This window comes from Microlunatus sp. GCM10028923, assembly GCF_042666975.1.
Classification (GTDB): domain Bacteria; phylum Actinomycetota; class Actinomycetes; order Propionibacteriales; family Propionibacteriaceae; genus Microlunatus.
In genome coordinates this window covers 584376-610393 of record NZ_JBHTFF010000004.1, presented here as the reverse complement: position 1 = coordinate 610393, position 26018 = coordinate 584376, and the positions used below count along the sequence as shown (strand labels likewise).

Here is a 26018-nt window from a genome sequence, read left to right as displayed (position 1 = left end):
ACCAACCTAGAAGAGCCGACCGCGTGCGCGTCCTCACATCTCCCACAACACGTCGAAACCTCCACCACACAAGGGGAACCCCGCCGATCAACCCGCCTCGATCACCCACACAAGCGTGAGGAGAGGCTTCTATGTTCGAATCGTTGGAGTCGAAGGCTGTTGGGTACGGCAGCCGCGACATCCTGAAGGCCGTGGACGGGTTGAAGCGTGCCCGGATCGCGGTCGCGAACGAACTCCTGGTCTGGGTTGCAGCCTGGGCGGATGCGCATCCGGCGGAGTCGATCATGGAGACCGGGCCCGGGTTGGCGCGGGCGGTCCGGCCGGGCGGGGAAGGCACGCCCGCGGTCAACGATCTCGCGATGGTGGAGTTGTTCGCGAAGCTGGGCAAGAGTACGGGTTCCGGGATGTTGTTCCTGGGTGATGTTCTTGATCTTCGTCATCGACTGCCACGATTGTGGGCGAAGATGATGGGCTGTGAGGTGGAGGAGTGGCAGGCCCGGCGGGTCGCCCGGATGACGCACCGGCTCTCCCAAGATCAGGCCGGTGAGGTGGATCGGGCGGTGGCTTGGTTCGCCGGGACGCAGCCGCCGGGGAAGCTCTTTGATGCGGTCGAGGCGATGATCTTGCGGATCGATGCTGATCGGGCTCGGGCGGAGTATGAGGAGCGGCGTAGGCAGGTCGGGGTGTGGAAGTCGCAGACCGACGACAACGGGCTGAAGGGCGTGTTCGGCAGGCTGGAACCGTTGGCGGCGGAACGGTTGTATGCGCGGGTGCAGGAGCTTGCCGATTGTCTGAGTGAGGGCACTGCTGATGAGCGGCGTGCTGAGGCGTTCGGATTGTTGGGTGATGCCGCTGCGATCACCAGGTTGCGGGCGAAGCGGCGGCAGCCAGAGTTGTTCGATGAGGAGTTGGCCGAGGCTGTCGCCGCGTTGACGCCGGGTGACGAACCCCAGCTGACGATCGAGGAGTCCGACGTCCATCCAGCCCTCCGGGATCGTCCGGCCGCGGTGGATGTGGAGTCGGTGATCTTCGAAGCCGCGGTGGAACGGCTGGTCGAGAGGTTGGATCCGAAGCTGCTGGTCCCGACCTCGACCGTGGTCGTCCACATCTCCGCCGAGGACCTCGCCCAGGGTGAGGGAGTCTGCCGGGTGCCTGAGATCGGGCCGACCCTGAAGAGTGTGGTCGGTGGCTGGCTACACCATGATCGCGTGATTGTGCGTCCGGTGATCGATCTGAATGATGCGCCGCCGCCAGTGGATGACTACGAGATCCGGACCGGCATCGTGATCATGCGATGCTGCACTGTCCAGGGAGCGTGTTCCCGTGGTCGACCGCGACCCGGAACCTCGACCTTGACCACACGGACCCGTACCGACCGAACGGTCCACCCGGCCAGACCCGAGTCGAGAAGCTCATTCCGCTGTCGAGGACGGAACATCGCGCAGTCACTCACGGTGGTTGGCGACGCCGAAAACCGGACCCGACCACAATGATCTTCCGCTCACCCCACGGCCACGTGTATCTGACCAACCGCACCGGCACCCACGATCTTGGCGCCGGCCCGGTCGCCCACGCCCTCTGGTCCGCTGCCTGACCAACCCTCCGTGCCCTGAGCCTGTCGAAGGGCCAAGCCGGATCGCGCCTTGCCCTCGACAAGCTCAGGGAACGTGTTGCCGAGCGGTTTTGTTGGTGCGCGTAAGCCACCAGCGCCTAGCGTTTGGTCCTGCAATCAAGTCCAGCTCACGAACCGCGCCGGCTCGTGATCTTGGTGCTGGACCAGTCGCCCCGACCTCCGTCCCGCCTGATCAAACCTCCGTGCGGTGTTGCCGAGCGGCTTGTTGGTGGGTGCGTAAGCCGCCAGCGCCGAGCGTGGTCGTGCAGCCAGGTCCTCTCGCGAACTGCGCCGGGACTCGTGATCTTGGTGCTGGCCTGGTCGTCTTCCACTCCCTGGTCTGCCACCTGGTCAACCCTCGGCGCCCTGCGCCGGTCGAAGGCTAAGCCGGATCGTGCCTGGCCCTTCGACAAGCTCAGGGAACGTGTTGCCGGACGGCTTGTTGGTCGGTGCGTAAGCCGCCAGCGCCCCAGCGTTTGGTCGTGCAGCCAAGCCCATCTCGCGAGCCGCGCCGCACTCGTGATCTTGGTGCCGGCCTGGTCGCCCACCACCCCCCGGTCCGCCACCTGAACAACGCTCAGCGCCCTGAGCCTGTCGAAGGGCCAAGCCGAATCGCACCCTGCCCTTCGACAAGACCCAGGGGCGTTCCGCGCGGCTTGCTGGGTGGGTGCGTTGGCCGGTCGGCCACCGGTTGGATGCTGACCGAAATCGACGGGGATCGACCCAGGCCGGCCCGATCGCGAGGTATCTCGTGGGGTCGCCGTCGATCTCGGACATCCCAGACTCGGCGGTGACTGATCGTGCGGCCGCATCCCTCTCATCGTGATCTTGGTGCTGGACCAGTTGCCCACGACCTCTGGCCCGCCCGATCAACCCTCCGTGCCCGCCCTGAGCCCGTCGACAAGCTCCGGGCCGTCGTTGGCGAGCGGCCTGTCGGGTTGGTGCGTTGGCCGGTGGCGTCTGGCGTTGACCGTGCGACCACATCTTCCTCATTGACGGTGCTCACGCTCGTGATCTTGGTGACGGGCCGGTCGCCTACGCCCTGCCGGGTCGCGGCCTGGTAGGCCTTCTGCGCCCTGAGCCTGTCGAAGGGCCAAGCCGGATCGTGCCTTGCCCTTCGACAAGCTCAGGGGCCGGTGGCGATCGTGCGGCTACATCTTCCTCGCCTATCGTGCCGGCACCTGTGATCTTGGTGCGGCCTGGTCGCCCACCCCTGGCATCCCTCAGCGCCCTGAGCCTGTCGATGGGCCAAGCCGGATCGTGCCTTGCCCTTCGACAAGCTCAGGGAACGGGTTGCTGTGTGGTGCGTTGACCACTGGTTGGGGATGCTGACCGAAATCGACGGGGATCGACGCAGACCGGTCCTATCGGGAGGTGTTTCGTGGGGTCGCCGTCGATCTCGGACATCCCCGACTGGACCGATGGAGCACGGCGGTGATCGTGCGACAGGCCACAATCAGCGTCGAGATCACCTGCGCCGCCCCGACAGTGATCGCAGACAACGCGCCCACGGGCTACCGGCACGATCCAACGCATCTCGGCGCCCGGGGCGAATCACGACCGCCGACCCGGGCAGCTACGAGTCAGCCGCTCCACGCCTACTGTCGATTCAGCGCCCCCACAACGATCCCGGGCACAACCCCTAACGGGCTCGGCCGTAGACGAGATGGACCACGCCGGAGTCGAGTGCGGTGGAGTCGAGCAGTGTGAGCGGGACGGACTTGCTGTCGCCGAACAGGGTCTGGCCGCGGCCGGCGACGACGGGGTGGAGCAGCAGGTGTAGTTCGTCGGCCAGGCCCTGCTCGACCAGCCAGCGGACCAGGGTCGGGCTGCCGGCCGTGCCGAGGTTGGTGTCGGCCTTCAGGCTGGTCAGTTCGGCGGCGATGTCGCCGTTGATCACGGCCGTGTTCTGCCAGTCAGGCTCGGTCAGGGTGGTGGAGACGACGTACTTCCGGGAGCCGTTCATCTGCTGGGTGATCGGGTCGTCCGGGTCGGCGTCGGGCCAGTAGGCCGCGAACTCCTCGTACGTCTTCCGCCCGATCAGGGTGGCTTCGGCCTCGCCCATCAGTCGCCCGACGATCTCGCCCATCTGGTCGTCGAAGTACGGGAAGTGCCAGGTGTCGGGGTCTTCGGTGACGCCGTCCAGCGAGATGAACAGACTGGCCTTGAGGGATCCCATGATCATTCTCTCCTTGATCAACCGGGCGGCGGGCGCCCGGCTTGTTGCGCCGTGACTGGGTTGTTCCTCGAGACTCCCCGCGGCGTGACCGGGCGGGTAGTGATGAAAGTCAGGAGCGTCGGCGGCCTTTGCGTGGGACGATCCTGGAATGCCCCCGACCAGCCAGCGCGATGCGTTCGACGAGTCCGCCGCGATCTACCTGTCGGCGCGGTCGCCGTACCCCGCCGCACTGTTCGACGACCTGATCGCCTCCACCGGCCTCCGGCCACCGGCCGAACTGCTGGAGTTCGGCGCCGGCCCCGGCACGGCGACGGTGGACCTCGCCCGTCGCGGGTTCAAGATCACCGCCGTCGAGCTCGGCCCCAACCTCGCCGAGCAGGCCCGGCGCAACCTCGCCGCCTTCCCGCTGGTCACGGTGACCACCAGCAGCTTCGAGGACTGGGAACCGCCGGCCGGGGCCGGCTTCGACCTCGTCTACTCCGCCAATGCGTGGCGCTGGTTCGATCCCGAGCTCCGCTGGTCGAAGGCCGCCAAGCTACTGGCGCCGGGTGGCTGGCTGGCGGTGTTCGGCGCCCGGCACGCCTTCCCGGACGGCTACGATCCGTTCTTCGACCAGCTCCAACCCGTGTACGAGGAGCTCGGCGAAGGGGCGATCGACTGGCCGCCGGCGCCGCCGGGACCCATCAACGGACCGCTGATCGAGGAAGCCGAGTCGTCCGGATCCTTCACCGTAGTCGCCGACCGGCGGTATGTCTGGCCGGTCGAGTACGACGTCGACGGCTACCTCGCCCTCCTCGGTACGTTCGCGAACCACCTCGTCATGGAGCCGGCGAAGCGTGATCATCTGGAGGCTGAGGTCAGGCGCCTGTTCGCCGAGCGGCCCGGCGGTCGGGTGACCCGGCACTGGGTGTCACAGCCCGTCCTGTTCCGCCGCCAGCCAGCGCCGTAGCCGAGACGCCCAGTGCCGGTGCCGGCCGTTGCCGCTGTGGAACCCGGCGGCCGACAGCAGGCCGTAGAGGCCCTGGTACAGCCGGACCCGCGCGGCGAAGGCGTCGTCCGTCGCCACGTGTTCGGCGTACCCGGCGTGGAAGGCGGCGGCCTCCTCGGGCGCACCGTCGAGCAGGCTGCTGTTGATCTTGATGAAGTCGTACGCGGCGTCCCATTCGCGGACCATCTCGAAGTCCAGCAGGACCGTGGCCTTACCCTCGACGAGGAAGTTGCCCGGGTGGAGATCGCGGTGGACCAGGCGGGGCTGGTGCACGGTCGAGAGCAGCGCCGGTGCCTCGTGCTCGATCCGCGCGGCCGTCGAGTCGGCCAGCCGCCGCTCGTCGCCGTCGAGCCAGGTCAACTCGGCCAGCACCTCGTCGAGGGCCGCGCGGAAGACCTCGGCCCAGGTGCCGTGGGCCTGCCCGGTGTCGTCGCGCAGACCGTCCCGGGAGCCAATTCGATGGCGTGCAGCCGACCCACGATCCGCCCGAACTCCCGCAGCAGCTCGGACCGCTCGTCGCCGGAGAGCCGCCCGATCACCGTCGACGCCTCCGTCCCGGCGGCATGGAGCAGCACCGAGAACTGGCGGCCGCCGAGCGCGGCACAGGAGTCCTCGAAGACGAGGAGTTCCGGAGTCGGGAACCCGTCGGCCCGCAACAGCCCCATCGTGTGGACGTACGTCGCGAGCTGCTCCGGATCCTCCTCCGGGATCAGCCGCACCTTGGCGACCACGGGCCCCGCGTCGCTGTCACAGAACCAGACGTCGTTGGCGTACCCGTTCAGGCGTCGAGGCCTTCCCTGCAAGGAGATCGCGGGGCTCGCCGCGGCCAGAGCAGCCGTCATCGCCGCTTCGTCGACCGTCATCCCGCGATCCTGCCAGCCGTGGCGATCGGCCGCACCCGGATTTGTCCCGTCGCTCGGGTGCCGGGCCTTCAGGAGGTCGCGTAGCTGATCATCAGCGCGCCGCCCGCAAACCTCTCCACGCCTACGAGCCGGAGATCCGTGCGTCCGTTCAGGTTCTCGAACAGGTGGCTGCCCTCGTTCATGATCACCGGATGGACCAGGATCCGGTATTCGTCGACCAGACCGGCATTGGTCAGGCTCTGGACGAGCTTCGGGCTGCCGAAGGTGATGATGTCGCCGCCGTCGCCCTCCTTCAGTGCCCTGATCCGCCCCTCGACGTCGGGTCCGGGGAATGACGTCGCCGGTTCGTGCTCGCCCCAGCGGAGGCTCTCCTGCGTCGTCGCCGTGGTCACCACCAGCTTGGGCAGCGTGTTGACCAGGTGGCCGATGCGGAGGGTGACGTCGTTGACGCCGGGCCAGTCCTTGACGCCCGGCCACTTCCGCTCCAGGTCGCGATACGTGCCGCGGCCGAACATGATCGTGTCGACCCCTTCGAAGGAGGCCAGCAGGGCGTCCAGCGACTCCTCGATGCCGGGGTGCGCCCACTGCATGAAGTCGGTGTCGTCGCCGGACGGCGGTCCGGTGACGATGTTGTTGGCGGTGCTGTGGATGGACACGATGATCTTGCGCATGGTGTTCCTTTCTGGGTACGGATCCGGGCGCTCACGACCGGTGATCATGAGGCTGCCGTAGCCGTCGAGCCGGCACCGCGTGCGGCTGTCACGGAATCGCGAGCAGTCTGCAGGTCGGAGATCGGCGGATCCCCGATGTGGCGTGTACGCCGTACCGTACTATGTACGGCGCAGGCGGTCCAGGCATTCCCGGGAACTCGTCAGAGGGCGCGGAAAGGGGCGTCAGCGCAGGGCGGAACTGATCTCGGCGGCCGCGGCGATGGTGTCGCGGGCGAGCTCCTCGGTCATCGGATCGATCCGGTACGAGGGCCCGGACAGGCAGATCGCGCCGACCGGGCCACCCTCGGCCCCGGTCAGGGCGACGGCGATCCGGGACACCTCGTCGCCGTGCTCGATGGTCGCCCAGCCGCGCTGCTGGGCCCGCTCGATCTGGCCGGACAGCTCCCGGCGCTCGGCCGGCGACAACCGATGGTGGGCCGCGGCCAGCGACTCGCGCATCAACTGGGACCGCTCGCCGTGTTCGACCACGGCCAGGACGGCGACACCGACGGCGACCTCGTGGATCGGCCGCGGCACCATCGGGATCTCGGTCCGGACGGCCTTGCTGGTCTGCAGATAGTCGAGGAACAGCATCTCGCCGCCGTTGACCACCGCGAGGTGGATCGCCTCGTCGTGTTGATCATGAAGCTGCTCGAGTCGGGCCCGGGCCAGGCCGGCGAGGTCGAGCACCCCCGGCCGGCGGTGGGCCAGCTTGCTCAGTCGCGGCGTGGAGAAGTAGCGCCGGTTGACGTCCTGCCGGACATAGCCCGCCTCGCGCAGGGTGGCCAGGATCCGGGAACTGCTGGACTTGTCCAGCCCCAGCTGGGCGGCGACCTCGGTCACCGTGGCGCCGTCCTGGCTGGCCTGGGCCACCAGTTCGAGGGCGACCAGGCCGCGCCGCAGCGACGACGTCGCCCGCCCGTCCTCCACTGCTGCCATCGCTCGTGTCTCCTGGTGGTCCGACCCTTGACAGGCTGCGCCCCCGCTGCGCAGGATTAATCAACAGCGTTGCATTCTGCGCAACTCCCGTCAACCGAGGACTCCTCGATGCTGCCGTCCTATGAAGAGATCGTCGCCCTTACACCGTTGTGGGAAGGGGAGCGGTCCGACGACGGACGTCCCCGGGTTCCCGATGATGATCTTGAGGTGCTCGCCGGGGCCACCGCCGAGCACGCCTGGTCCGTTCTTGATCACGCCGGCTATCCGCGGCAGTACGTCGGCAGCTGGGTGCAGTCCCGGCCGGGCCGCCCGTTCGCCGGCCGGGCCCTGACCTGCGGGTTCGTGCCGTTCCGGCCGGACCACAACGAAGCCGTGGTACGCGACGGCCGGGACCACGGCTTCACCGAGGGTGGTCGGCAGAACACCTGGGTGATCGAATCGCTGGGCGCCGGCGACTGCCTGGTCGCCGACATCTTCGGCAAGGTCTTCAACGGTACGGTCGTGGGCGACAACCTCGGCACGGCGGTGGCGACCCGGACCGGGGTCGGCGCCGTGATCGACGGCGGCGTGCGCGACCTGACCGGACTGCGCGAGCTCGACGCCAACTTCTACTTCCGCGACACCGATCCGTCGCCGATCCGTGAGGTCGTGCTGAACACGGTCAACGCCGCGGTCACCATCGGCGGCGCCACCGTGCTGCCCGGCGACGTCGTGCTCGGCACCGAGCTCGGGGTCACCTTCATCCCGCCGCACCTGGTCGCCGCAGTCGTCCAGGAGAGCAAGAAGACGGCCCACCGGGACCGGTTCGGCAAGCTGCGGATCTCGGAGCGGGTCTACACCACGACCGAGATCGACACCGGCACCTGGGCCGACCACATCGAGGCCGACTACGCCGACTGGACCCTCGCCCATCCGATCTGAGGGCAGCCCGATCTGAGGGCCAACCCGATCTGAATCCTCAACGAGAGAAGGAAACCCGCCATGACCACCGTCGGTTCGGGCGTTCCCGTGCTGAGCGAGGACAACGTCAACACCGCCTCTAGGCCCAGCCAGCTGCGGATCACCGATCTCAAGATCGCCAACCTGGTCGGGGTGCCGTTCCCGTCCACGATCATCCGGCTGGAGACCAACCAGGGCCTGGTCGGCTACGGCGAGGTCCGGGACGGGGCCAGCGCCAGCTACGCGTTGATCTTGAAGAGCCGGATCATCGGCGAGAACCCGTGCAACCTGGACAAGATCTTCCGCAAGATCAAACAGTTCGGCGCGCACGGCCGGCAGGGCGGTGGCGTCTGCGGGATCGAGATGGCGCTGATGGACCTGGCCGGCAAGGCCTACGGCGTTCCGGCGTACGCCCTCGTCGGCGGACAGTTCCGGGACCGGGTCCGGTGCTATGCCGACACCCCGAGCGAGGCCGACCCGGAGCGGATGGGGGAGCGGCTGCGGGAGCGGAAGGCCCGCGGCTTCAGCATGCTCAAGATGGACGTCGGGATCAATCTGATCAAGGACGTGCCGGGCGCGCTGATCGCGCCGCCCGGGGCCCTGACCGACAGCACCACCATGCACCCGTTCACCGGGATCCAGGTCACCGACGCCGGGGTCGAGGCGATGGCCGGCTACGTCGAACGGGTCCGCGAGATCGTCGGGTACGACATCGCGCTGGCCGCCGACCACTTCGGCCACATCGCGCTCGACTCCTGCATCCGGATCGGCCGCGCCCTGGAGCCGTACACGCTGGCCTGGATCGAGGACCTGATCCCGTGGCAGTTCACCGACCAGTGGCGCCAGTTGACCGAGGCGGTCGCGGTGCCGACCTGCACCGGCGAGGACATCTATCTGACCGAGAACTTCAAGCCCCTGTTGGATTCCGGAGCGATCCGGGTGGTCCATCCCGATCCGGCGACCTCGGGCGGGATCGCCGAGACCAAGCGGCTGGGCGACTACGCGGAGGAGCGGGGGATCGCAATGGCGCTGCATCTCGCCGCGTCGCCGGTCGCCACCATGGCGAGTGTCCACCTGGCGGCCGCGACGTACAACTTCCTGGCCCTGGAGCACCACGCGGCCGACGTGGAGTTCTGGAACGACCTGGTGACCGGACTGCCGAACCCGATCATCGCCGACGGCCACATCGCGGTGCCGGAGACGCCGGGCCTCGGCTTCACCGACATCAACGAGGAGCTGTTCGCCGAGCACCTCGACCCGAGAGCACCGGTCCTGTTCGCCGACACGGCCGTGTGGGACAACGAATCCGCCCATGATCGTCTCTGGAGCTGACCGATGAAGATCGCTGAAGTCGTACCGGGAGCCGAGGTCGGCGGCACGCTGTCCCAGCTCGTCGCGCAGGCCGGCGTGGAGGACGCGGTGGGCACCCTGCCGCCGGTGGCCCGGCTGGACTCCGGTGGCGGCGACGCGCCCTGGGACTACCTGCCGATGCTGCGCCTGAAGGACCGGTACAACCAGGCCGGCTTCGATCTCGGGGTTATCGAATGGCGGCCGCCGCTCAACCTGGCCAAGCGCGGGCTGCCCGGCCGGGACGAGGAGATCGACGCGGTCTGCACCTTGATCACCAGCATGGGCAAGCTCGGCATCCCGGTCTGGTGCTACGAGTGGATGACCGACCGGAACTGGGTCCGCACCTCCACCAGCACCCCGTCCCGGGCCGGCTCGGTGGTCACGGCCTTCGACCGGACGGCGTTCGAGGCGGGGCCGCCGCCGGAGCTGGGCGAGATCGCGGAAGATCAACTCTGGGAGAACCTGGAGTACTTCCTGCGCCGGGTGATCCCGGTGGCCGAGGATGCCGGCGTCCGTCTGGCCATGCACCCGGACGATCCGCCGCTGTCGCCGCTCGGCGGGGTGGGCCGGATCATGTCCAGCCTGGACGGCTACCGCCGGCTGCTGCAGACCGTGGACTCGCCGATGAACGGGATCACCTTCTGCCAGGGCAACTTCCGGCTGATGACCGATGATCTTCCGGCCGCGATCGACGAGCTCGGTGCCGACGGCAAGATCTTCTTCGTCCACTTCCGCGACGTCGAGGGCACCGTCGAGAAGTTCACCGAGACCTGGCACGATGCGGGGCCGACCGACATGTACGGTTGCGTCAAGGCGTATCGCGACATCGGGTTCGAGGGCCTGATGCGGTGTGATCACGTACCGACGATGTATGGCGAACCGCTCTCCGACGTGGGGTACGGCACCCTGGGCCGGCTCTTCGCGATCGGCTACATGCGCGGACTGATCGAGGCCGCGGGCAAGGAGACCTGATGCGGATCATGATCACCGGCGCGGCTGGCCGGCTCGGCCGCCGGGTGGTCGATGCGGCGGCCGCGGCCGGGCACTCGGTGATCGCCTGCGACCGGGAGGTGTTCGAGGCCGGGCCGCTGGTGCAGTCGGTGATCGCCGACGTCACCGACTACGACGCGGTCCGCGGGTTGCTCGACGGGGTGGACGCGGTGATCCACCTGGCCGCCTGGGCCGGGCCGCAGCCCGGTTGGCCGCGGACCCACCACGACAACGTGACGGGCTCCTACTCGGTCCTGCTGGCGGCCGCTGAGGCCGGCGTGACCAGAGTCTGCGCGGCGTCCAGCGTGAACGCGATCGGCGGCATCTACAGCCGCACGCCGCGGTTCGACTACTTCCCGATCGACGTGGCGCATCCCACCTACGCCGAGGATCCGTACAGCCTGTCCAAGTGGATCCTGGAGGAGCAGGCGCGCTCGCTCGCCCGGCGCTTCCCGTCCCTGTCGGTGGCCAGCCTGCGCTTCTCGGCGATCATGGAACGCGAGGCGCGGGCCGCCCATATCCAGCGCAACGAGGCCGCCGCGGCACCGGACCTGTGGGGCTATTCGCCGCCCGACGCGTGCGCCGAGGTCTGCCTGGCCGCGCTGACGGCCGACGTCCGGGGCGCCGAGGTGTTCTATGTCGTCGCCGACCGGACCGCCAGCGAGGTGCCGAGCGAGGAACTGGCGCGACGCTACTTCCCGGACACGCCGATCCGCGGCGATCTGTCCGGCCAGCGCGGTTTCTACGACTGTTCGCCGGCCCGGGACCGGCTCGACTGGACGTCCTGATTCCCTGCCCCGGTACGGATCCGGGCGATCAACCCGACCGTCCGGGGCCAGCGGATCCAGACGATCACCGCGACCACGACGAGCAGACCCACCGGCAGCAGCCAGGCGCCGCCGACGACGAACTGGGTCAGCACCGCCCCGATCATCAGCAGGCCCAGGCAGAGCGCGGCCAGGCCGGACAGCGGCGGAACCAGCAGCCCCACGGCGCCCAGCAGTTCCAGCACTCCGGTCAGGTAGCGCAGCCAGTCACCGGCCCCGATCGCGTCGAAGGTCTCGACGCTGACCGCGGAGCCGGTGAGCTTGCCGAACCCGGTGAACAGGAACATCGCGGCGGCCAGGACCTGCAGGATCCAGCCGACGACCGAGACCGGGCGCGGGCGGGAGGACTCGGAAGCGGTAGCCATCGAGCCGTTCTACCAGCAGGGAATGACGGGAGCCCGAACGTTGATCGTCAGCCGAGCGAGGTCTTCAGGTCCGCCAGGATCCCGTCGGCGGCGATCACGCCGATCCCGGTCATCCAGATCTCGTCGGAGATCAGGTAGACCCGTCCGCTCTTGACGCCGTTCAGGGTCTGCCAGAGCGGATCCTTCAGCAGCCGATCCTGCTCGGCGGTGGCGTCCGGCCCGTACGCGGTCACGTAGATGATCTTGCCGTCCGCCTTCGGCAGCTCTTCGGCGCTGATCTCGGCGAACCGCCGGTCCTCGGCGCCCTTCAGCTGTTGGAACTCCGGCCGGGAGACGCCGGCCAGCTCGAGCACCGAACCGGAGAAGCTGGTCGGTCCGTAGATCCGGATGCCGCCGTTGATGAACCGGACGATCGACGCCTCGGCCTGGGCACCGTCGACCTCGGCACCGGCGGTCTTCGCGTCCGCCTTGAGTTGATCAAGGAGTTCCTGGCCCTGGTCGGCCCGCCGCAGCGCGCTCGCGTCGAGCAGGAAGTTCTCCTGCCAGGTCAGGCCGACCAGCTCGGTGAACACCGTCGGCGCGATCTGGGACAGCTGGTCGTACAGGTCCGGGGTGCGGAACTTGGAGCCGAGGATCAAATCCGGCTTCAGGCTCGCGATCTTCTCCAGCTCCGGCTCGGCGATCTTGCCGACCGTCGGGACGGCCTTGATCGTCGGGCCGAGGTAGGACGGCTGGCCGCTGTCCAGCGAGATCGTGCCGACGAGCCGGTCCTGGAGCCCGAGGGCGCAGACGGTGTCCAGCTTGTCGCTGTCCAGCACCACGATCCGCTGCGGGTCGTCCGGGACGGTGGTCGATCCCATCGCGTGCTCGATGGCCGTCGGTCCGGCGGCCGGGCGGGTCTCGCCGCAGACGTCGTCGCCGGGCGCGGTGGTCGGGCCGAGCCGCTGCGGCGCCGGCGCGGCGCCGGACGGCGTGCTGCCGCCACTCCCGCAGCCCGTGGCCAACAGGGCCAGGCCGACCATGATCACGACAAGCAGGCGCAACGGGCGCATCGAGGGTCCCCTTCTTTTGGTTAGGCAGACCTTAACTCAGTGGATCTGAAGGGGTTGACACATCTCAGCACTAGATTGCTAGCATAGTAGCCATGGTTGCCGACAAGCCGAGCAAGGTTCAGTTCAACGTCTACCTGCCGCCGGAGCTGGTCCGCCGGTTCAAACACCAGGCCATCGATGAGGGGCGCAGTCTGTCGGCCGTGGTCGAGACCGCGCTCGAGGCCTATCTGACGACGAAGAAGGGACAGTGATGATCACCGTGACCGAGCAGAACAAGGTTGCCGAGCCGGCCTTCGTTGCGCAGGCGTTCCGGTTCTCCGACGAGCCGGCCGCGATGGCGCGCTTTCTGGAGGCGCTCGGACTCGGCGTCCTGATCAGCAAGGGCACCGGTTGGTACGACCTCCGCGGCCGCAGCGGATCCGTCGCCCTGCACGCCTCCGGCGACCGCAGCGATTCCGGCGCGCCGGGCGGCCAGACCGGGCTGGTCATGGTCGCACCGGAGGCCAGGGCGGCCGCCGAATACCTGAAGGGGCAGGGGCTGGAGACGACCGTCTGGGACGAGTCCTTCGGGGTGCAGGCCACGGTCAAGACGCCCTTCGGCGGCGGGCTCTCGATCAACGAGGAGCAGAACGACCTCTACGGTTACGAGCGGCACGAACTGGGCGATCCGAAGCCGGGTCCGATCGACGTGGTCGTGGTCTTCTTCACCAACGACCTGGACGGCGCGGCCCGGTTCTTCGACCGGTTCGGGTTCCGTGCCGACGAGGACGGTTCCGAAGATCATCATCACCTTCGCAACGGCGACCGCGGCGTGATCCTCCTGCATCGGGCCGACACCGAGGAGCAGGAGGGTTCGGTCGGCCTGAGCTTCGAGACCGACGAGCCGCTCGAGGCGGTCGCCGACCGGCTCACGGCGGCCGGCTATGCACCGTCGCTCCTGGATGCCCCACGCCGGATCGCCGTGACGGATCCGGACGGCCAGCTGGTCGAGGTCTGGCCGCCCGAGGCTTCATGATCACCAGGCGTAACTGATCAACTCCGACAGCAGCTCGTCGGCGTCCACCGCCAATCCCTTGCTGACGAACCAGTTCGCGACATTGCGGCAGTCCCGGGCCAGGAAGTCCATGCCCTGGGGGTTTCCGACGATGTCGACGACCTGGGGGAGGTCGATGATCACGACCCGGTCCTCCGTGGCCAGGATGTTGTACGGCGACAGGTCCCCGTGCGCCAGCTGGCGCGAGGCCAGCACACGCATGGCATCGGTGAGCTGCTGCCAGAAGGCGGCCAGCAGGTCCGGGTCCGGCCGGGCCTGGGCCAACCGCGGCGCCGGCCGGCCCTCCTCGTCGGTGATCAACTCCATCAGGATCTCGGTGCCGTCGAGTTGGATCGGGTACGGCACCGGGAGGCCGGCCGACCAGAGGTCGCAGAGGGTGCCCCATTCGGCGGCGGCCCACTGACCGGCCTCGACGGAGCGGCCCCACTGGCTGCCCTTGGCCATGGCCCGGCGGTCCCGGGTGTTCCTGATCTTGCGTCCCTCGACGTACCCGCTGTCCCGGTGGAACTGTCGGTGATCATGGGATCGGTACCGCTTGGCGGCATGGAGTTCGACCCGGTCGTCGGTGGCCCGTTCGACCAGGTGGACGTCGGCCTCCTTGCCGGTCTTGAGGATGCCCAACTCGGTGTCGATCGCCATCTCGGTGATCACCCAGTCGGGCAGGGGTTCGGGCCCGGTCAGGACGCCCATCTCGTCGTAACGAGACCAGCGCTGGTCGGCGGGCAGGTCAGGCTTGGCCTCGAAGGTGAAGTCGAAGCCGTAGTCCGTTGCGGACCGTGGTTCGTGCATGGGTAGGTGCTCCTGTGCTGAGGGTGATGATCACGAGGGCGTGATCAAAGGAGGCGATGGACATGTCACGCCTCCTTCCTCAGGCACCGGGCCGCTCCCGGCACGCACGGGCACTTGCCGGTCGATCGTGACCGATCCGCGTCCGGCCTGGCAAATGATTTCTCTCGCGCGCCGCCCGTCGTCGCCGCGGTGATCGACTTCTTGACGCTCGCCAAAATCCTCTGTTACGGTGAAACCGGTTTCTCGCTGGATCGTTTCAACGTCAGATGATCTTCATACAGAGGGGTATGGGATGGGCGGAATGCGTCAGCTGTTCTCGGGTTCTGTGGTGCCGTCGGCAGGCCGGCTGTGGTTGCCATTGCTGCTGTGTTTGGCGCTGTCCCTGGTGCTCCTGCCGGGTTCGCCGGCTCGCGCCGAAGAGGACGCGCTGCCCGCCTTCCCCGGTGCCGAAGGGCTCGGGGCGTTCGCCCAGGGCGGTCGCGGCGGCGAGGTCTACCACGTCACGAGCCGTGACCTGACCGGTCCGGGCACCTTCCACGATGCCCTCACCACGGCCGGTGACACCCCGCGCACGATCGTCTTCGACATCGGCGGGGAGATCGCGATCCCGCAGATCATCGTGCGGGACAAGTCGCGGATCACCATCGCCGGGCAGACGGCGCCGGGGGACGGGGTGACCATCGCCGGCAACAACATCCGCTTCCACGACAGCAGCGACATCGTCATCCGGCACCTGCGGTTCCGCAACTCCGACCAGGCCGGCGACGACACGCTGTACCTCGAGGACTGCCAGAACGTCATCATCGACCACTCGTCGTTCTCCTGGGGCAGCGACGAGGTGCTGTCGATCAAGAGCAAGGACTACGACCACCCCCGGTCGAAGAACATCTCCGTGCAGTGGTCGATCGTCTCGGAGGGTCTGCTGACCCATTCGATGGGCGGGCTGGTCGAGATGAACACCATCTCGATGCACCACAACCTGTACGCCCACAACAACGACCGCAATCCGAAGACCAAGGGCCCGATGGACTTCGTGAACAACGTGATCTACAACTGGGGCGACTTCGCCTACGTCGCCGGCGGCGAGTCCGGCACCAAGGGGTACGGCAACGTCGTCGGCAACTACTTCATCGCCGGCGCGAACTCCACCGAGCCGCAGTTCGGCGTGTTCCGCGGCAACGAGAACTACCAGGTGTACCTGGACGACAACCGGATCGACGGCAACGTCAACCAGGTGCTGGACGGCGAGGATCCCGGCGCCGGCCTGATGGAGTCCGACCGGCCGAGCGTCGTCGTCGACGAGCGGTTCGCCTACCCGCCGGTGCACACCGAGTCGCCGGAGTCGGCGTACCGGAATGTCCTCGACCATGCCGGTGCCTCGCTGCAACGCGACGCGGTGGACCGCCGGGTGATCGCCGGGGTACGGCATCAGACCGGCGTGATCATCGACCAGGAGGGCGACGTCGGCGGGTTCCCGGAACTGGCTGCCGGCTCAGCGCCCGCCGACGCCGACCGCGACGGGATGCCCGACGGCTGGGAGACCGCGCGCGGGCTCGATCCGAACGACGCGTCCGACCGCAACGGCGACGACAACGGCAACGGCTACCCGAACCTCGAGGAGTACCTGAACGAGCTGGCCGAGCCCGGCTTTCCCGAGGGCTACCCGCTGGCTCCGGTCCCGTGGGACGGCGAGCCGTTCGACCCGCCGGTCCCGCCCGCTGAGGATCCGGCACCGCGGCCCCCGCTGAACGGCGAGGTCGCCCGCAGTGTCGTGGTCAACGACACCTCCGCCAACGGTGCGGTGAGCGCCACCAAGTGGTCGCTCGAGGCGAACCTGCAGGCCGGCGACGTGACCCACGGGGACCGGACCTACCGCTTCGCCGACATCCCGGCCGACCTGCGCGGCGCGGAATGGATCAGGTCGGCGAACGAGTCGCGGGGTGCCACGAACGACGACCTGGTGAGCTTCCACGTCGCCCGGGACACCGACCTCTATGTCGCTCACGACAGCCGGATCTCGTCCCGGCCGGACTGGCTGACCTCGGCGTACGAGGACACCGGGGCGGTGATCACCGACGACCAGCCGGTGAAGTACGCCCTGTTCAAGCGCAGCGTGACCGCCGGGACCCGGGTGGTGCTGGGCCCCAACAGCGGCGGCTCGACGATGAACTACTTCGTCGTCCTCCGGCCCACGGCCGAGGACTCCGAGGTGGCGACACCGACCGCGGTGAGCGGGGAGATCGGCGGCGGCACCGCGAGTCTGCGCTGGGATCCGGTCGCCGACGCCACGGCCTATGTCGTGTACCGGTCCTCGCTGGCGGAGCCGTACCCGCGGTCGGTGGCGACCACGACCGAACCGGCGTTCGAGGAGCAGGACCTGACCGCCGGAGTGCCGTACAGCTATCGGGTCTCCGCGGTGAACTCCGGCGGGGAGTCGGCGCCGTCCGAGCCGGTGGACCTCAGCTACGACGACGGCAGCGCGCCACCGGCGACGCCCGGCACCCCGACGGCCGAGCCGAAGAGCTACTCGGTCGGCCTGAGCTGGCCCGAGGTCGACGGTGCGGTGGGCTATGCCGTCGAGCGGGCCGGTATGGACGGCGAGTTCGCGGTCATCCATCGGACGGACGGGACCCGGTTCTCCGACACCGCGGTGGAGCCGAGTACGAGCTACCGCTACCGCGTCATCGCCCTCGGCGCCGGCGGTGCGTCGGCGCCCTCCGAACCGGTCGGCGCCACGACGAACGGCCCGTTGGAACTGCCGGCCAAACCGGCCATTCCGCGGGTGACGGAGATCGGGCACTCCACGGTCAGCCTGGCCTGGGACGCGGTCACCGATGCGCAGACCTACCGGGTGCAGCGCAAGGCCGACGGCGCCAGTGACTTCACCGAGATCGGGTCGGTGACGAAGACCGCGTACGTCGCCGCGGCCCCGACGTCGGCCACCGGCTACAGCTACCGGATCGTGGCGGAGAACGAGCGGGCCCGGTCCGAGCCGAGCGACGCGGTGCACGCCGCGCTGCCGCGGCCCGCCGCTCCCGCAGGCCTCGCGGTCGGGCTGTCCGGGGAGACGTTCGTCGGTCTGATCTTCAAGCCCGGTGCGGGGAATCAGCGCCACGTGATCTACCGCAGCCAGGGCGGCGAACCGGCCGTCAAGCTCGGCACCGCGGGGGTGTCCACCTTCTACGACCGCACGGCGAAGCCGGGCCAGGAGTACACGTACACGGTCCGTGCCGAGAACGCGGTCGGCGAGTCCGATCCGTCGAAGCCGGTCACCGTCCGGGCCTACGCGGCCGGGCAGAGCGAAGCCGAACCGTGGGCCGCCGGCGAGTCCTACGGCAACGGCGCTCTGGTGCGGTACGAGGACCGGACCTGGGTGGCGTACCGGCGCACGGACGGGGAACGACCCGGCTCGGCGCGCGGGCCGTGGCAGGAGGCCGGCGAACTCGTCACCGGCGAGCTGGGGCTGCAACGCAGCTGGACGGCCAGCTGGCGCTACAGCGGGGCCGAGCTCGTCGCCCACGACGGCCAGTGGTGGCAGGCCCGGCGCCCCACCCGGAACGAGCGGCCCGGCGACGTCGGTGTCGCCTGGCGCCGGGTGAGTTAGCCGGCGGCACCCCCGGAACCGTCCGGGAACCGTTTTCTGAAAAGTCCCAGATCCTCGGGAACTCAAAGGTGAGAGAGGGAGCATGAGCGAACCCATCAAGAACGCGCTGAGTCGACGAAACCTGCTGGCCTGGGGTGGCGGCGCCGCCCTGGTCACCGCATCACTGAGCGGGTGCGGATTTCTGTCCACCGACCCCGACCGGCCCGGCGGCGACGCCGGTGACGGCGGCTCGGTCGACACCAGCGCCAAGGAGTCCCCGATGCTGGCGAAGAAGGTCGAGTCCGGGGACCTCGAGCCGCTGGCGGAGCGTCTGCCGAAGGAGCCGCTGGTGGTCGAGGCCGCCGAACTCGGCAGCTACGGGGGGACCTGGCGCGGCTTCACCCAGGGTCCCGGCGACACCGGGGCGATCCAGCGGATCGCCGGCTACGAACCGATGCTGCGCAAGGACCCGCTGGTGGCGCAGAACCTGCCGGGCGTCGCGTCCGCGGTGGAGGCCTCCGCGGACGCCACCGAGTTCACCATCCGCCTCCGTGAGGGCATGCGCTGGTCCGACGGCAAGCCGCTGACCGCCGACGACCTGATGTTCGTGCTGGAGGACGTCGCCGCCAACCCGGACCTGAACCCGACGCCGCCCGGCTGGCTCAGCCAGGACGGCAAACTGGCCAAGCCCGAGAAGGTGGACGACCTCACGGTCAAGCTCACCTTCCCGCAGCCGAGTGGCCTGTTCCTGGACCTGGCGACCCACTACATCGACCTGGTCGCGGCGCCGAAGCACTACGCGTCCCAGTTCCATCCCAAGTACAACGACCAGGCCGAGAAGGAGGCGAAGGAGGCCGGCTTCGAGACCTGGATCGACTATTACGGCGGCAAGGTGAACGAGTGGGAAAACGCCGACTGTCCGTCGCTGAACCCGTGGCAGGTCACCAAGCCGCTCGGTGAGGGCAGCACGGTCGAGCTGGAGCGCAACCCGTACTACTGGAAGACCGACCGGGAGGGGCGCCAGCTGCCCTACATCGACAAGCTCACCTTCGCCGTGGTGATGGATCCGGAGGTGATGGTCCTCAAGACCAGCTCGGGCGAGGTCGACCTGATGTACCGGCATGTCAATGTGCCGGCGAACAAGCCGGTCTTCGCCAAGAGCCGGGAGGAATCCGGCTATCAGATCGCCGACCTGACGCCGACGTCGATGAACACGATGTGCGTCGCGCTCAACCTGGCGAACAAGAACAAGGACCACCGAGAGCTCTACCAGAACAGGGATTTCCGGATCGGCCTCTCGCACGCCATCGACCGCGAGGAGTTGATCACCGCGGTCTGGCAGCGGCAGGGTGAGCCCTGGCAGGCGGCGCCGACGAAGGAGTCGATCTACTACGACGAGGAATTCGCCAAGCAGTACACCGAATTCGACCTCGACAAGGCCAACGAGCATCTGGACAAGGCCGGGATCACGGCGCGCGACGGCGACGGCTTCCGGACCCTGCCGAGCGGCAAGAACCTGACCATCACGCTCGACGTGGCGCAGGCGATGTTCTCCGAGTGGGCTGCGGCGGCGGCCATCATCAAGAACATGTGGAAGGAGGCCGGGATCCGGCTCAACGTCAACACGATCGACCGGACCCTGTTCTCCGAACGCGTCGGCTGGGAGGCCAACGAGACCGACGCCTGCGCCTGGAGCGGCGACGGCGGTGCGGCGGTGGAGATCGTCGAACCGCGCTGGTACTTCCCGTTCAGCAGCCAGTCGTTCTGGGCGACGCCGTGGGCGGAGTACTTCTCCTCCGCCGGGGCGGCCGGCGAGAAGCCGATCGCCGAGGTGCTGAAGCAGATGGAGCTGTACTGGGAGCTGGAGAAGACCCCGGACCAGAAGGGTCGCGAGGATCTCTACCGGCAGATCGTCGCCATCGCCAAGGAGCAGTTCTGGGTGATCGGGATCGCCTCGGCCCCGGCTCCCTATGTGGTGATCAGCAATCGGTTGAAGAACGTCCAGACGCCCGTCCCGGACACGCCGGTCTACTACACGCCGGCGCACGCCAATCCGCCGACGTGGTTCCTCCAGGAGTGATCAACTGATGGGACGCTATGTCCTGCGTCGGTTGCTGATCATGATCCCGACGCTGTTCGCCATCTCGGTCGCCTCGTTCATCATCATCCAGCTGCCGCCGGGTGACTATGTCTCGACCCTGATCGCCCAGTACGCCGCGCAGGGTGATCAACTCGACCAGTCCAGGATCGCGGCCCTGGAGCAGCGCTACGGGGTGAATCAGCCGATCTACGTCCAGTACTGGAAGTGGATCTCCAACATCCTGTTCCAGGGCGACTTCGGGCAGTCGTTCGCCTGGAAGAAGCCGGTGTCGGAGCTGCTGGCCGACCGGCTGCCGCTGACCATCGCCCTGTCGATCGGCACCCTGGTGTTCATCTGGGTCGTGGCGTTCCCGATCGGCGTGTACTCGGCGCTGCGGCAGTACAGCGTCGGCGACTACGTCGTCACCATGATCGGGTTCATCGGTCTCGCCACCCCGAACTTCCTGATCGCCCTGGTGCTGATGTATCTCGGGATGACCTACTTCGGCACCGGGGCGGGTGGGCTGGTGTCCCCGGAGTGGCAGGGGGCGTCCTGGAACCTCGGCAAGGTGCTGGACCTGCTCAGCCACCTCTGGGTGCCGTTGATCGTGTGGGGTACGGCCGGTACGGCGGGCATGATCAGGATCCTGCGCGCCAACCTGCTGGACGAGGTTCGCAAGCCGTACGTGACGGCCGCCCGGGCCCGTGGCGTGTCCGAGGTGAAACTGACCCTGAAGTATCCGCTGCGGGTCGCCCTGAACCCGTTCTTCTCCACCATCGGGTGGGTGCTGGCCGGCTTGATCAGCGCGGACGCGATCGTCTCCCAGGTGCTGAACCTGGACACGACCGGGCCGCTGCTGCTCGGTGCGCTGCGGTCGCAGGACATGTATCTGGCCGGGTCGATCGTGTTGATCGGCGCGACCCTGACGGTGATCGGCACGCTGATCTCAGACCTGCTGCTGGGCTGGCTGGACCCGCGGGTCCGGCTGGCCCGGCGCTGAGAAGGGGGTCCGACGATGACCCAGGCACTGCCCGGATATCAGGCCGAGCCGGCCGAAGTTGATCTTGCCGAAGGCAACGAGCCGGAGGTGGCGGTCGCCTCCCAGTGGAAGCTGATGTGGTGGTCGTTCAAGCGGCACCGGCTGGCCGTCGTCGGCGCGATCATCACGCTCTGGTTCTATCTGGTGGTCGTGTTCGCCGGCTTCCTGGCGCCGTACTCCGGAGATTTCTACAGCGCCGATCACGCCTACGCCCCGCCGCAGCAGCTGCACGTCGTGGACGGCGGCGACTTCGGGCTCTACGTACACCCGCTGACCGGTAAGCAGGATCCGAAGACCCTGGAGCTCACCTGGGCCGAGGACCGGTCCGCCAAGATCGAACTCGGACTGTTCGTCAAGGGTGAGGAGTACAAGCTCCTCGGGTTCATCCCGGGCGACCGGCATCTGATCGGACCGAAGGACCCGAACGCCCAGCAGCCGGTCTATCTGTTCGGCGCCGACAAGAACGGCCACGACATCCTGTCCCGGATGATCCACGGGACCGTGGTGTCGATGACCATCGGACTGGTGGGCATCGCCATCAGCCTGGTCATCTCGATCATCCTGGGCGGCCTGTCCGGATTGCTCGGCGGCGTGGTCGACACGGTGATCCAGCGGGTGATCGAATTCCTGATGTCGTTGCCGGCGATCCCTTTGTGGATGGCCCTCGCCGCGGCCGTACCGCCTTCCTGGGGGCCGTTGCAGCGCTACTTCGCGATCGTGGTGATCTTGTCCATGATCGGCTGGACCGGTCTGGCCCGCGAGGTCCGGGGCAAGTTCATGGCGCTGCGCGAGGAGGAGTACATCAACGCGGCCAGGGTGGACGGCGCGAGCCGGGGCCGGTTGATCTTCCGCCACATGCTGCCGCAGTTCACCAGTCACATCATCGCGGGGCTGTCGCTGTCGATCCCGGGAATGATCTTGGCCGAGACCTCGCTGTCCTGGCTTGGCCTCGGGCTGCAGCCCCCGGTGGTGAGTTGGGGCGTGCTGTTGCAGGAAGCCCAGAACGTCCGGGTGATCACCACGTCGCCGTGGATCATGATCCCGGGGATCGCCGTCGTGGTTGCCGTACTGGCGCTCAACTTCCTCGGCGACGGGCTCCGCGATGCGGCCGACCCGTACAGCTGATCAGCCCAGGTCCCCGACCCGGTCCAGGCTCAACGGAGGAGAAGGACTCATGGAGCGCGCAAACGACACGGTCCTGCGCATCGCCGGCATGAAGACCCACTTCTTCACCAGGGAAGGAGTGGTGAAGGCCGTCGACGGCGTCGACCTCGAGGTGCCGCGCGGCAAGACCGTGTGCGTCGTCGGCGAATCCGGGTGCGGGAAGTCGATCACGGCGCGGTCGGTCATGCGGCTGGTCGAGCGGCCCGGTCGGATCATCGACGGTTCGATCGAGTGGCGACCCGACCCGGGCACCGACTCGGTCGACATCACGAAGCTGGATCGCAAGGATCCGCGGCTGAGGGCCATCCGCGGTGGCGACATCGGGATGATCTTCCAGGAGCCGATGGCATCGCTGTCACCGATGCACACGATCGGTGATCAGCTCACCGAGGCGATCCGGATCCACCGCAAACTCGGCAAGGCCGAGGCTCGGCAGCACGGCATCGACATGCTGCGCAAGGTGGGCATCCCGCAGCCGGAACAGCGGATCGACAGCTACCCGTTCCAGCTGTCCGGCGGCATGTGTCAGCGCGCGATGATCGCCATCGCGCTGTCCTGCTCGCCGAAACTGTTGATCGCCGACGAGCCGACCACCGCGCTGGACGTCACCACCCAGGCCCGCATCCTCGATCTGCTCGCCGGGCTGCAGGCCGACAGCGACATGTCGATGTTGTTCATCACCCACGACATGGGGGTGGTGGCCGAGATCGCCGACGAGGTGGCGGTGATGTATCTCGGCCGGGTCGCCGAGCACGGCACCGTCGACCAGATCTTCGGTGACCCCAAGCATCCGTACACGCAGGCGCTGCTGCAGTCGATCCCGACGATGCGGGCCGGCGGGCGCCGGCAGACCCTGGCGGCGATCCGCGGGATGATCCCGCATCCGCAGAACCGGCCGGCCGGCTGCCCCTTCCACAACCGTTGTGATCATGCGATCAAGGACGTCTGTGATCAGAAGGTGCCGGAGCCGGCCGACTTCGGCGGCAACCACGTCGCCTCCTGCCACCTGTACGACCGGAACGGTGACCTGGTGCCGCTGGGGAAGCCGGCCCGTCGCGCGGCGGAACCGGCCGCGGCGACCGGGGTCCGGGTGATCGAGAACGAGCCGGTCGCCGGTGATCAGGCTGCGCCCGGTGGACCGGCGCCGGAGGAGGACGGGGCGCCGCTGCTGCAGGTGCGCGACCTGAAGAAGCACTTCCCGATCAAGAGCGGTGCGTTTCGCCGGGCCAAGGGTGCGGTCCGCGCCGTCGACGGCGTCACGCTGGCGATCCGGCCGGGGGAGACCGTCGGCCTGGTCGGCGAATCCGGTTGTGGCAAGTCCACCCTGGGCCGGACGATCGCCAGGATCCTGGAGCCCACCTCCGGCAGCATCGAGTACCGGCGCGGGGACGGCTCGACCGTCGACGTGAGCAGGCTGGGCGGGGAGGGCCTGCTGCGGTACCGCAAGGACGTCCGGGTGATCTTCCAGGACCCGTTCTCCTCACTGAATCCGCGGATGACGCTGGAGGAGTTGATCGGCGAACCGCTGCGGAACAACGGGCTGGCCACGGGCACCGAACTGCGGGATCGGGTCGCCGAGATGCTGAAGGTCGTCGGTCTGCGCCCGGAGTACGTGAAGCGCTACCCGCATGCCTTCTCGGGCGGCGAGCGGCAACGGATCAACATCGCCCGGGCCCTGATCACCCATCCGCGGCTGGTGATCGCCGACGAGGCTGTCTCCGCCCTCGACGTCTCGGTACGGGCCCAGATCCTGAACCTGCTCGGTGAGCTGCAGGACGCGTACAACCTGACCTATCTGTTCATCAGTCACGACCTGTCCGTGGTCGAACACATCTCGGACCGGGTCATGGTGATGTACCTGGGCAAGATCGCCGAACGGGCCGAGACGGCCGAGCTGTACCGGGCGCCGCAGCACCCGTACACGGAGGCACTGCTGCACGCGGTCCCGATCCCCGATCCGGCACAGCGCGGCTCGCGGCACGGCTATACGATCGCCGACGACCTGCCCGACCCGGCCAATCCGCCGGCGGGCTGCCCGTTCCACACCCGGTGCCGTTACGTGCAGGACGGTTGTACGACCCGGCTGCCCGAGCTCCGGCCGATCAAGGGTGACGGGCACGTCGCCGCCTGCCACTACAGCGAGGAGCTCGAACTGTCGGGTCTGTAGAACGGCGCCCCGTGGACTAGCCGGCGGCCGCCGCGGTGGTCTCATTGCAGACGAGTTCCCAGACGTGGCCGTCGGGATCGCTGACGTAGCCCATGTAGCCGCCGTCGGCCTCCCGGGCCGGCCCGGGGATCGAACCGCCTGCGCGTTCCGCCCCGGCCAGGGTCTCGTCCACCTCGCCCCGGGTGCCGATGGCGCAGGAGAACATGCAGGCACCCGGCGTCGGGGCGGCGACCACGTGCGGGCCGATCCGGTCGGTGTACGCCGCGTACTCCCGGACGTCCATCAGGAACAGCGAGAGGTTCGGCAGTTCGATGACGATCATGCCGCCGTCGATGTCGGACGTCTCGACCCCCAGACCCTCGCGATAGAAGCGAAGCGTGCGGTCCAGGTCCGTCACCGGGAGGGCGACGATGATCGTCGCAGGCTTCACGAGGAGGCCTTCGGGGCCTCGAGGTTCCACGCAGCGGCGTAATGATCATGAAGCCGCTGCCAGTCGTACTCGTTCGCGTCGGAGCCGACCACCCGTGCCACCGCGTTGCCGTCGACGTTGACCGTGAGCACGCTGAGGCAGATGTGCCAACCGCCGGCCATCAGGGGGCCGACCGCGGGGTCGCCGGAGAACCGTTGCTCCAGCGTCAGCTTGCAGCCGTCGGGAGCCGGGTCGAGGGTCCAGCGCATCATGTGAGCGCCCCAGCGGTGGATCAGCTCTCGCGGCGGATCGACCTCCAGCACCTCGGTGTCGGCCGGTTCGTCGTCCGGATACTCCCGGGACAGCGCCGCGCCGCGGTCGGTCAGGGCCCGGTCCGGCACGATCGGGGACCACTGCGCCAGCCGGTACGGCTCGGTCAGCCAGGGCCAGACCTGCTCCGGCCCCCGGGGCAGCGACCGGGTCATCGTGAGCACCCAGGTGTCGCCGTCCTGGTTGAGCGTCGCCGCGTCGAAGCCCGCGGCATCGATCGCGTTCTTGATCAGTTCATTCGGCATCGGATTGCTCCTTCTCCTGTTCCAGCAGTTCCGTCAGCCGGTCGAGGCCCCGCGACCACCGGCGGTAATAGGGCGTGATCCAAGCGATCACGTCGGGCAGTGGGCGGTCGCTGAGCCGGTAGACCCGGCGCGGGCCGTCGACCCGCACCGTCACCACGCCGGCGTCCCGGAGCACCTTCAGGTGCTTCGAGGTCAGCGACTGGGACAGCGACAGCCGCTCGACCAGCGAGCCCACGTCGGACTCCCCGGTCGCCAGGGCATCCAGTACGCGGCGGCGGGTGGGATCCGCCATCACCGTGAAGCCGTCCATGGCACGGACATTACTCGCTGTTCATATGAATAGC

23 protein-coding genes are annotated in these 26018 nt (G+C 68.3%); 13 read left to right on the top strand and 10 right to left on the bottom strand.

Translation table 11 applies throughout. The features are described 5' to 3' along the window. Positions 1-143: 143 nt before the first annotated feature. On the top strand, positions 144-1493 hold the full coding sequence (locus ACFQU4_RS13080; RefSeq protein WP_377492215.1) for a DUF222 domain-containing protein: 1350 nt from the start codon (positions 144-146) through the stop codon (positions 1491-1493). 1761 nt (positions 1494-3254) lie between these two features. Here ACFQU4_RS13080 and ACFQU4_RS13075 read toward each other — a convergent pair. Continuing rightward, positions 3255-3797: a dihydrofolate reductase family protein gene (locus tag ACFQU4_RS13075; protein WP_377492213.1), complete on the bottom strand. Its 543-nt coding sequence runs from the start codon at positions 3795-3797 to the stop codon at positions 3255-3257. A 142-nt stretch (positions 3798-3939) separates the two neighbouring features. Between ACFQU4_RS13075 and ACFQU4_RS13070 the strand changes: the two genes are divergently transcribed. Then, positions 3940-4740: a class I SAM-dependent methyltransferase gene (locus tag ACFQU4_RS13070; protein WP_377492210.1), complete on the top strand. Its 801-nt coding sequence runs from the start codon at positions 3940-3942 to the stop codon at positions 4738-4740. On the opposite strand, the gene ACFQU4_RS13065 is transcribed toward ACFQU4_RS13070, so the two are convergent. From ACFQU4_RS13065 to ACFQU4_RS13055, 3 genes are all read right to left on the bottom strand, one after another. Further along, a complete protein-coding gene (locus ACFQU4_RS13065; RefSeq protein ID WP_377492265.1) occupies positions 4702-5385 on the bottom strand; it encodes a phosphotransferase in 684 nt (227 codons plus the stop codon). The genes ACFQU4_RS13070 and ACFQU4_RS13065 overlap by 39 nt on opposite strands. 325 nt (positions 5386-5710) lie before the next feature. After that, the gene (locus ACFQU4_RS13060; RefSeq protein ID WP_377492207.1) at positions 5711-6361 is read right to left on the bottom strand and encodes a dihydrofolate reductase family protein; all 651 of its coding nucleotides are present in this window, start codon (positions 6359-6361) and stop codon (positions 5711-5713) included. A 174-nt stretch (positions 6362-6535) separates the two neighbouring features. Next, positions 6536-7291: an IclR family transcriptional regulator gene (locus tag ACFQU4_RS13055; protein WP_377492204.1), complete on the bottom strand. Its 756-nt coding sequence runs from the start codon at positions 7289-7291 to the stop codon at positions 6536-6538. 108 nt (positions 7292-7399) lie between these two features. On the opposite strand from ACFQU4_RS13055, the gene ACFQU4_RS13050 reads away from it, so the two are divergent. From ACFQU4_RS13050 to ACFQU4_RS13035, 4 genes are read left to right on the top strand one after another with little or no spacing between them, the layout of a single operon-like run. Further along, positions 7400-8212, top strand: a complete 813-nt coding sequence (locus ACFQU4_RS13050) for an RraA family protein (RefSeq protein WP_377492201.1) — start codon at positions 7400-7402, stop codon at positions 8210-8212. Positions 8213-8272: 60 nt separating this feature from the next. Beyond that, entirely contained in the window at positions 8273-9562 is a 1290-nt protein-coding gene (locus ACFQU4_RS13045) for a mandelate racemase/muconate lactonizing enzyme family protein (protein WP_377492198.1), read from the top strand. A 3-nt stretch (positions 9563-9565) separates the two neighbouring features. Then, a complete protein-coding gene (locus ACFQU4_RS13040) occupies positions 9566-10552 on the top strand; it encodes a mannonate dehydratase (RefSeq protein ID WP_377492195.1) in 987 nt (328 codons plus the stop codon). Continuing rightward, the gene (locus tag ACFQU4_RS13035; RefSeq protein WP_377492192.1) at positions 10552-11358 is read left to right on the top strand and encodes an NAD-dependent epimerase/dehydratase family protein; all 807 of its coding nucleotides are present in this window, start codon (positions 10552-10554) and stop codon (positions 11356-11358) included. The genes ACFQU4_RS13040 and ACFQU4_RS13035 overlap by 1 nt, the downstream gene beginning before the upstream one ends. Here the strand turns inward: ACFQU4_RS13035 and ACFQU4_RS13030 are convergent. Continuing rightward, on the bottom strand, positions 11313-11762 hold the full coding sequence (locus tag ACFQU4_RS13030; RefSeq protein WP_377492189.1) for a DoxX family protein: 450 nt from the start codon (positions 11760-11762) through the stop codon (positions 11313-11315). The two genes, ACFQU4_RS13035 and ACFQU4_RS13030, sit on opposite strands and share 46 nt — an antisense overlap. Positions 11763-11809: 47 nt before the next feature. Beyond that, positions 11810-12814, bottom strand: a complete 1005-nt coding sequence (locus ACFQU4_RS13025; protein WP_377492186.1) for an ABC transporter substrate-binding protein — start codon at positions 12812-12814, stop codon at positions 11810-11812. Between the two features lie 92 nt (positions 12815-12906). On the opposite strand from ACFQU4_RS13025, the gene ACFQU4_RS13020 reads away from it, so the two are divergent. Together ACFQU4_RS13020 and ACFQU4_RS13015 are read left to right on the top strand one after the other, a co-directional pair. Further along, positions 12907-13065, top strand: a complete 159-nt coding sequence (locus ACFQU4_RS13020; protein WP_179756515.1) for a CopG family transcriptional regulator — start codon at positions 12907-12909, stop codon at positions 13063-13065. Continuing rightward, complete coding sequence (locus ACFQU4_RS13015) at positions 13065-13829, top strand: VOC family protein (RefSeq protein WP_377492182.1); 765 nt, start codon at positions 13065-13067, stop codon at positions 13827-13829. Before ACFQU4_RS13020 ends, ACFQU4_RS13015 begins: the two co-directional genes overlap by 1 nt. Here ACFQU4_RS13015 and ACFQU4_RS13010 read toward each other — a convergent pair whose 3' ends face one another. Beyond that, positions 13830-14657 carry a serine protein kinase RIO gene (locus tag ACFQU4_RS13010; RefSeq protein ID WP_377492179.1) on the bottom strand — a complete coding sequence of 276 codons (828 nt, stop codon included), beginning with the start codon at positions 14655-14657 and terminating at the stop codon, positions 13830-13832. A 301-nt stretch (positions 14658-14958) separates the two neighbouring features. On the opposite strand from ACFQU4_RS13010, the gene ACFQU4_RS13005 reads away from it, so the two are divergent. The 5 genes from ACFQU4_RS13005 to ACFQU4_RS12985 all read left to right on the top strand — a co-directional run bounded on the left by ACFQU4_RS13005 (position 14959) and on the right by ACFQU4_RS12985 (position 24690). Then, positions 14959-18261: a fibronectin type III domain-containing protein gene (locus tag ACFQU4_RS13005; RefSeq protein ID WP_377492176.1), complete on the top strand. Its 3303-nt coding sequence runs from the start codon at positions 14959-14961 to the stop codon at positions 18259-18261. A gap of 82 nt (positions 18262-18343) precedes the next feature. Then, positions 18344-20320 (top strand): ABC transporter substrate-binding protein, encoded by a 1977-nt coding sequence (locus ACFQU4_RS13000; protein ID WP_377492172.1) that lies wholly within the window; start codon positions 18344-18346, stop codon positions 20318-20320. Positions 20321-20327: 7 nt separating this feature from the next. Beyond that, positions 20328-21320 carry an ABC transporter permease gene (locus tag ACFQU4_RS12995; RefSeq protein WP_377492169.1) on the top strand — a complete coding sequence of 331 codons (993 nt, stop codon included), beginning with the start codon at positions 20328-20330 and terminating at the stop codon, positions 21318-21320. 15 nt (positions 21321-21335) lie between these two features. Further along, positions 21336-22484 carry an ABC transporter permease gene (locus ACFQU4_RS12990; RefSeq protein ID WP_377492166.1) on the top strand — a complete coding sequence of 383 codons (1149 nt, stop codon included), beginning with the start codon at positions 21336-21338 and terminating at the stop codon, positions 22482-22484. A 49-nt stretch (positions 22485-22533) separates the two neighbouring features. Then, positions 22534-24690: a dipeptide ABC transporter ATP-binding protein gene (locus ACFQU4_RS12985; protein WP_377492163.1), complete on the top strand. Its 2157-nt coding sequence runs from the start codon at positions 22534-22536 to the stop codon at positions 24688-24690. Positions 24691-24706: 16 nt separating this feature from the next. Here ACFQU4_RS12985 and ACFQU4_RS12980 read toward each other — a convergent pair whose 3' ends face one another. The 3 genes from ACFQU4_RS12980 to ACFQU4_RS12970 are packed head-to-tail and all read right to left on the bottom strand — an operon-like array spanning position 24707 to position 25984. Then, positions 24707-25120, bottom strand: a complete 414-nt coding sequence (locus tag ACFQU4_RS12980) for a VOC family protein (protein WP_377492160.1) — start codon at positions 25118-25120, stop codon at positions 24707-24709. Further along, positions 25117-25674, bottom strand: coding sequence for an SRPBCC family protein (locus ACFQU4_RS12975; protein WP_377492156.1), 558 nt, complete (start codon positions 25672-25674; stop codon positions 25117-25119). The genes ACFQU4_RS12980 and ACFQU4_RS12975 overlap by 4 nt, the downstream gene beginning before the upstream one ends. Next, the gene (locus ACFQU4_RS12970; protein WP_377492153.1) at positions 25664-25984 is read right to left on the bottom strand and encodes an ArsR/SmtB family transcription factor; all 321 of its coding nucleotides are present in this window, start codon (positions 25982-25984) and stop codon (positions 25664-25666) included. The genes ACFQU4_RS12975 and ACFQU4_RS12970 overlap by 11 nt, the downstream gene beginning before the upstream one ends. Positions 25985-26018 lie beyond the last annotated feature (34 nt).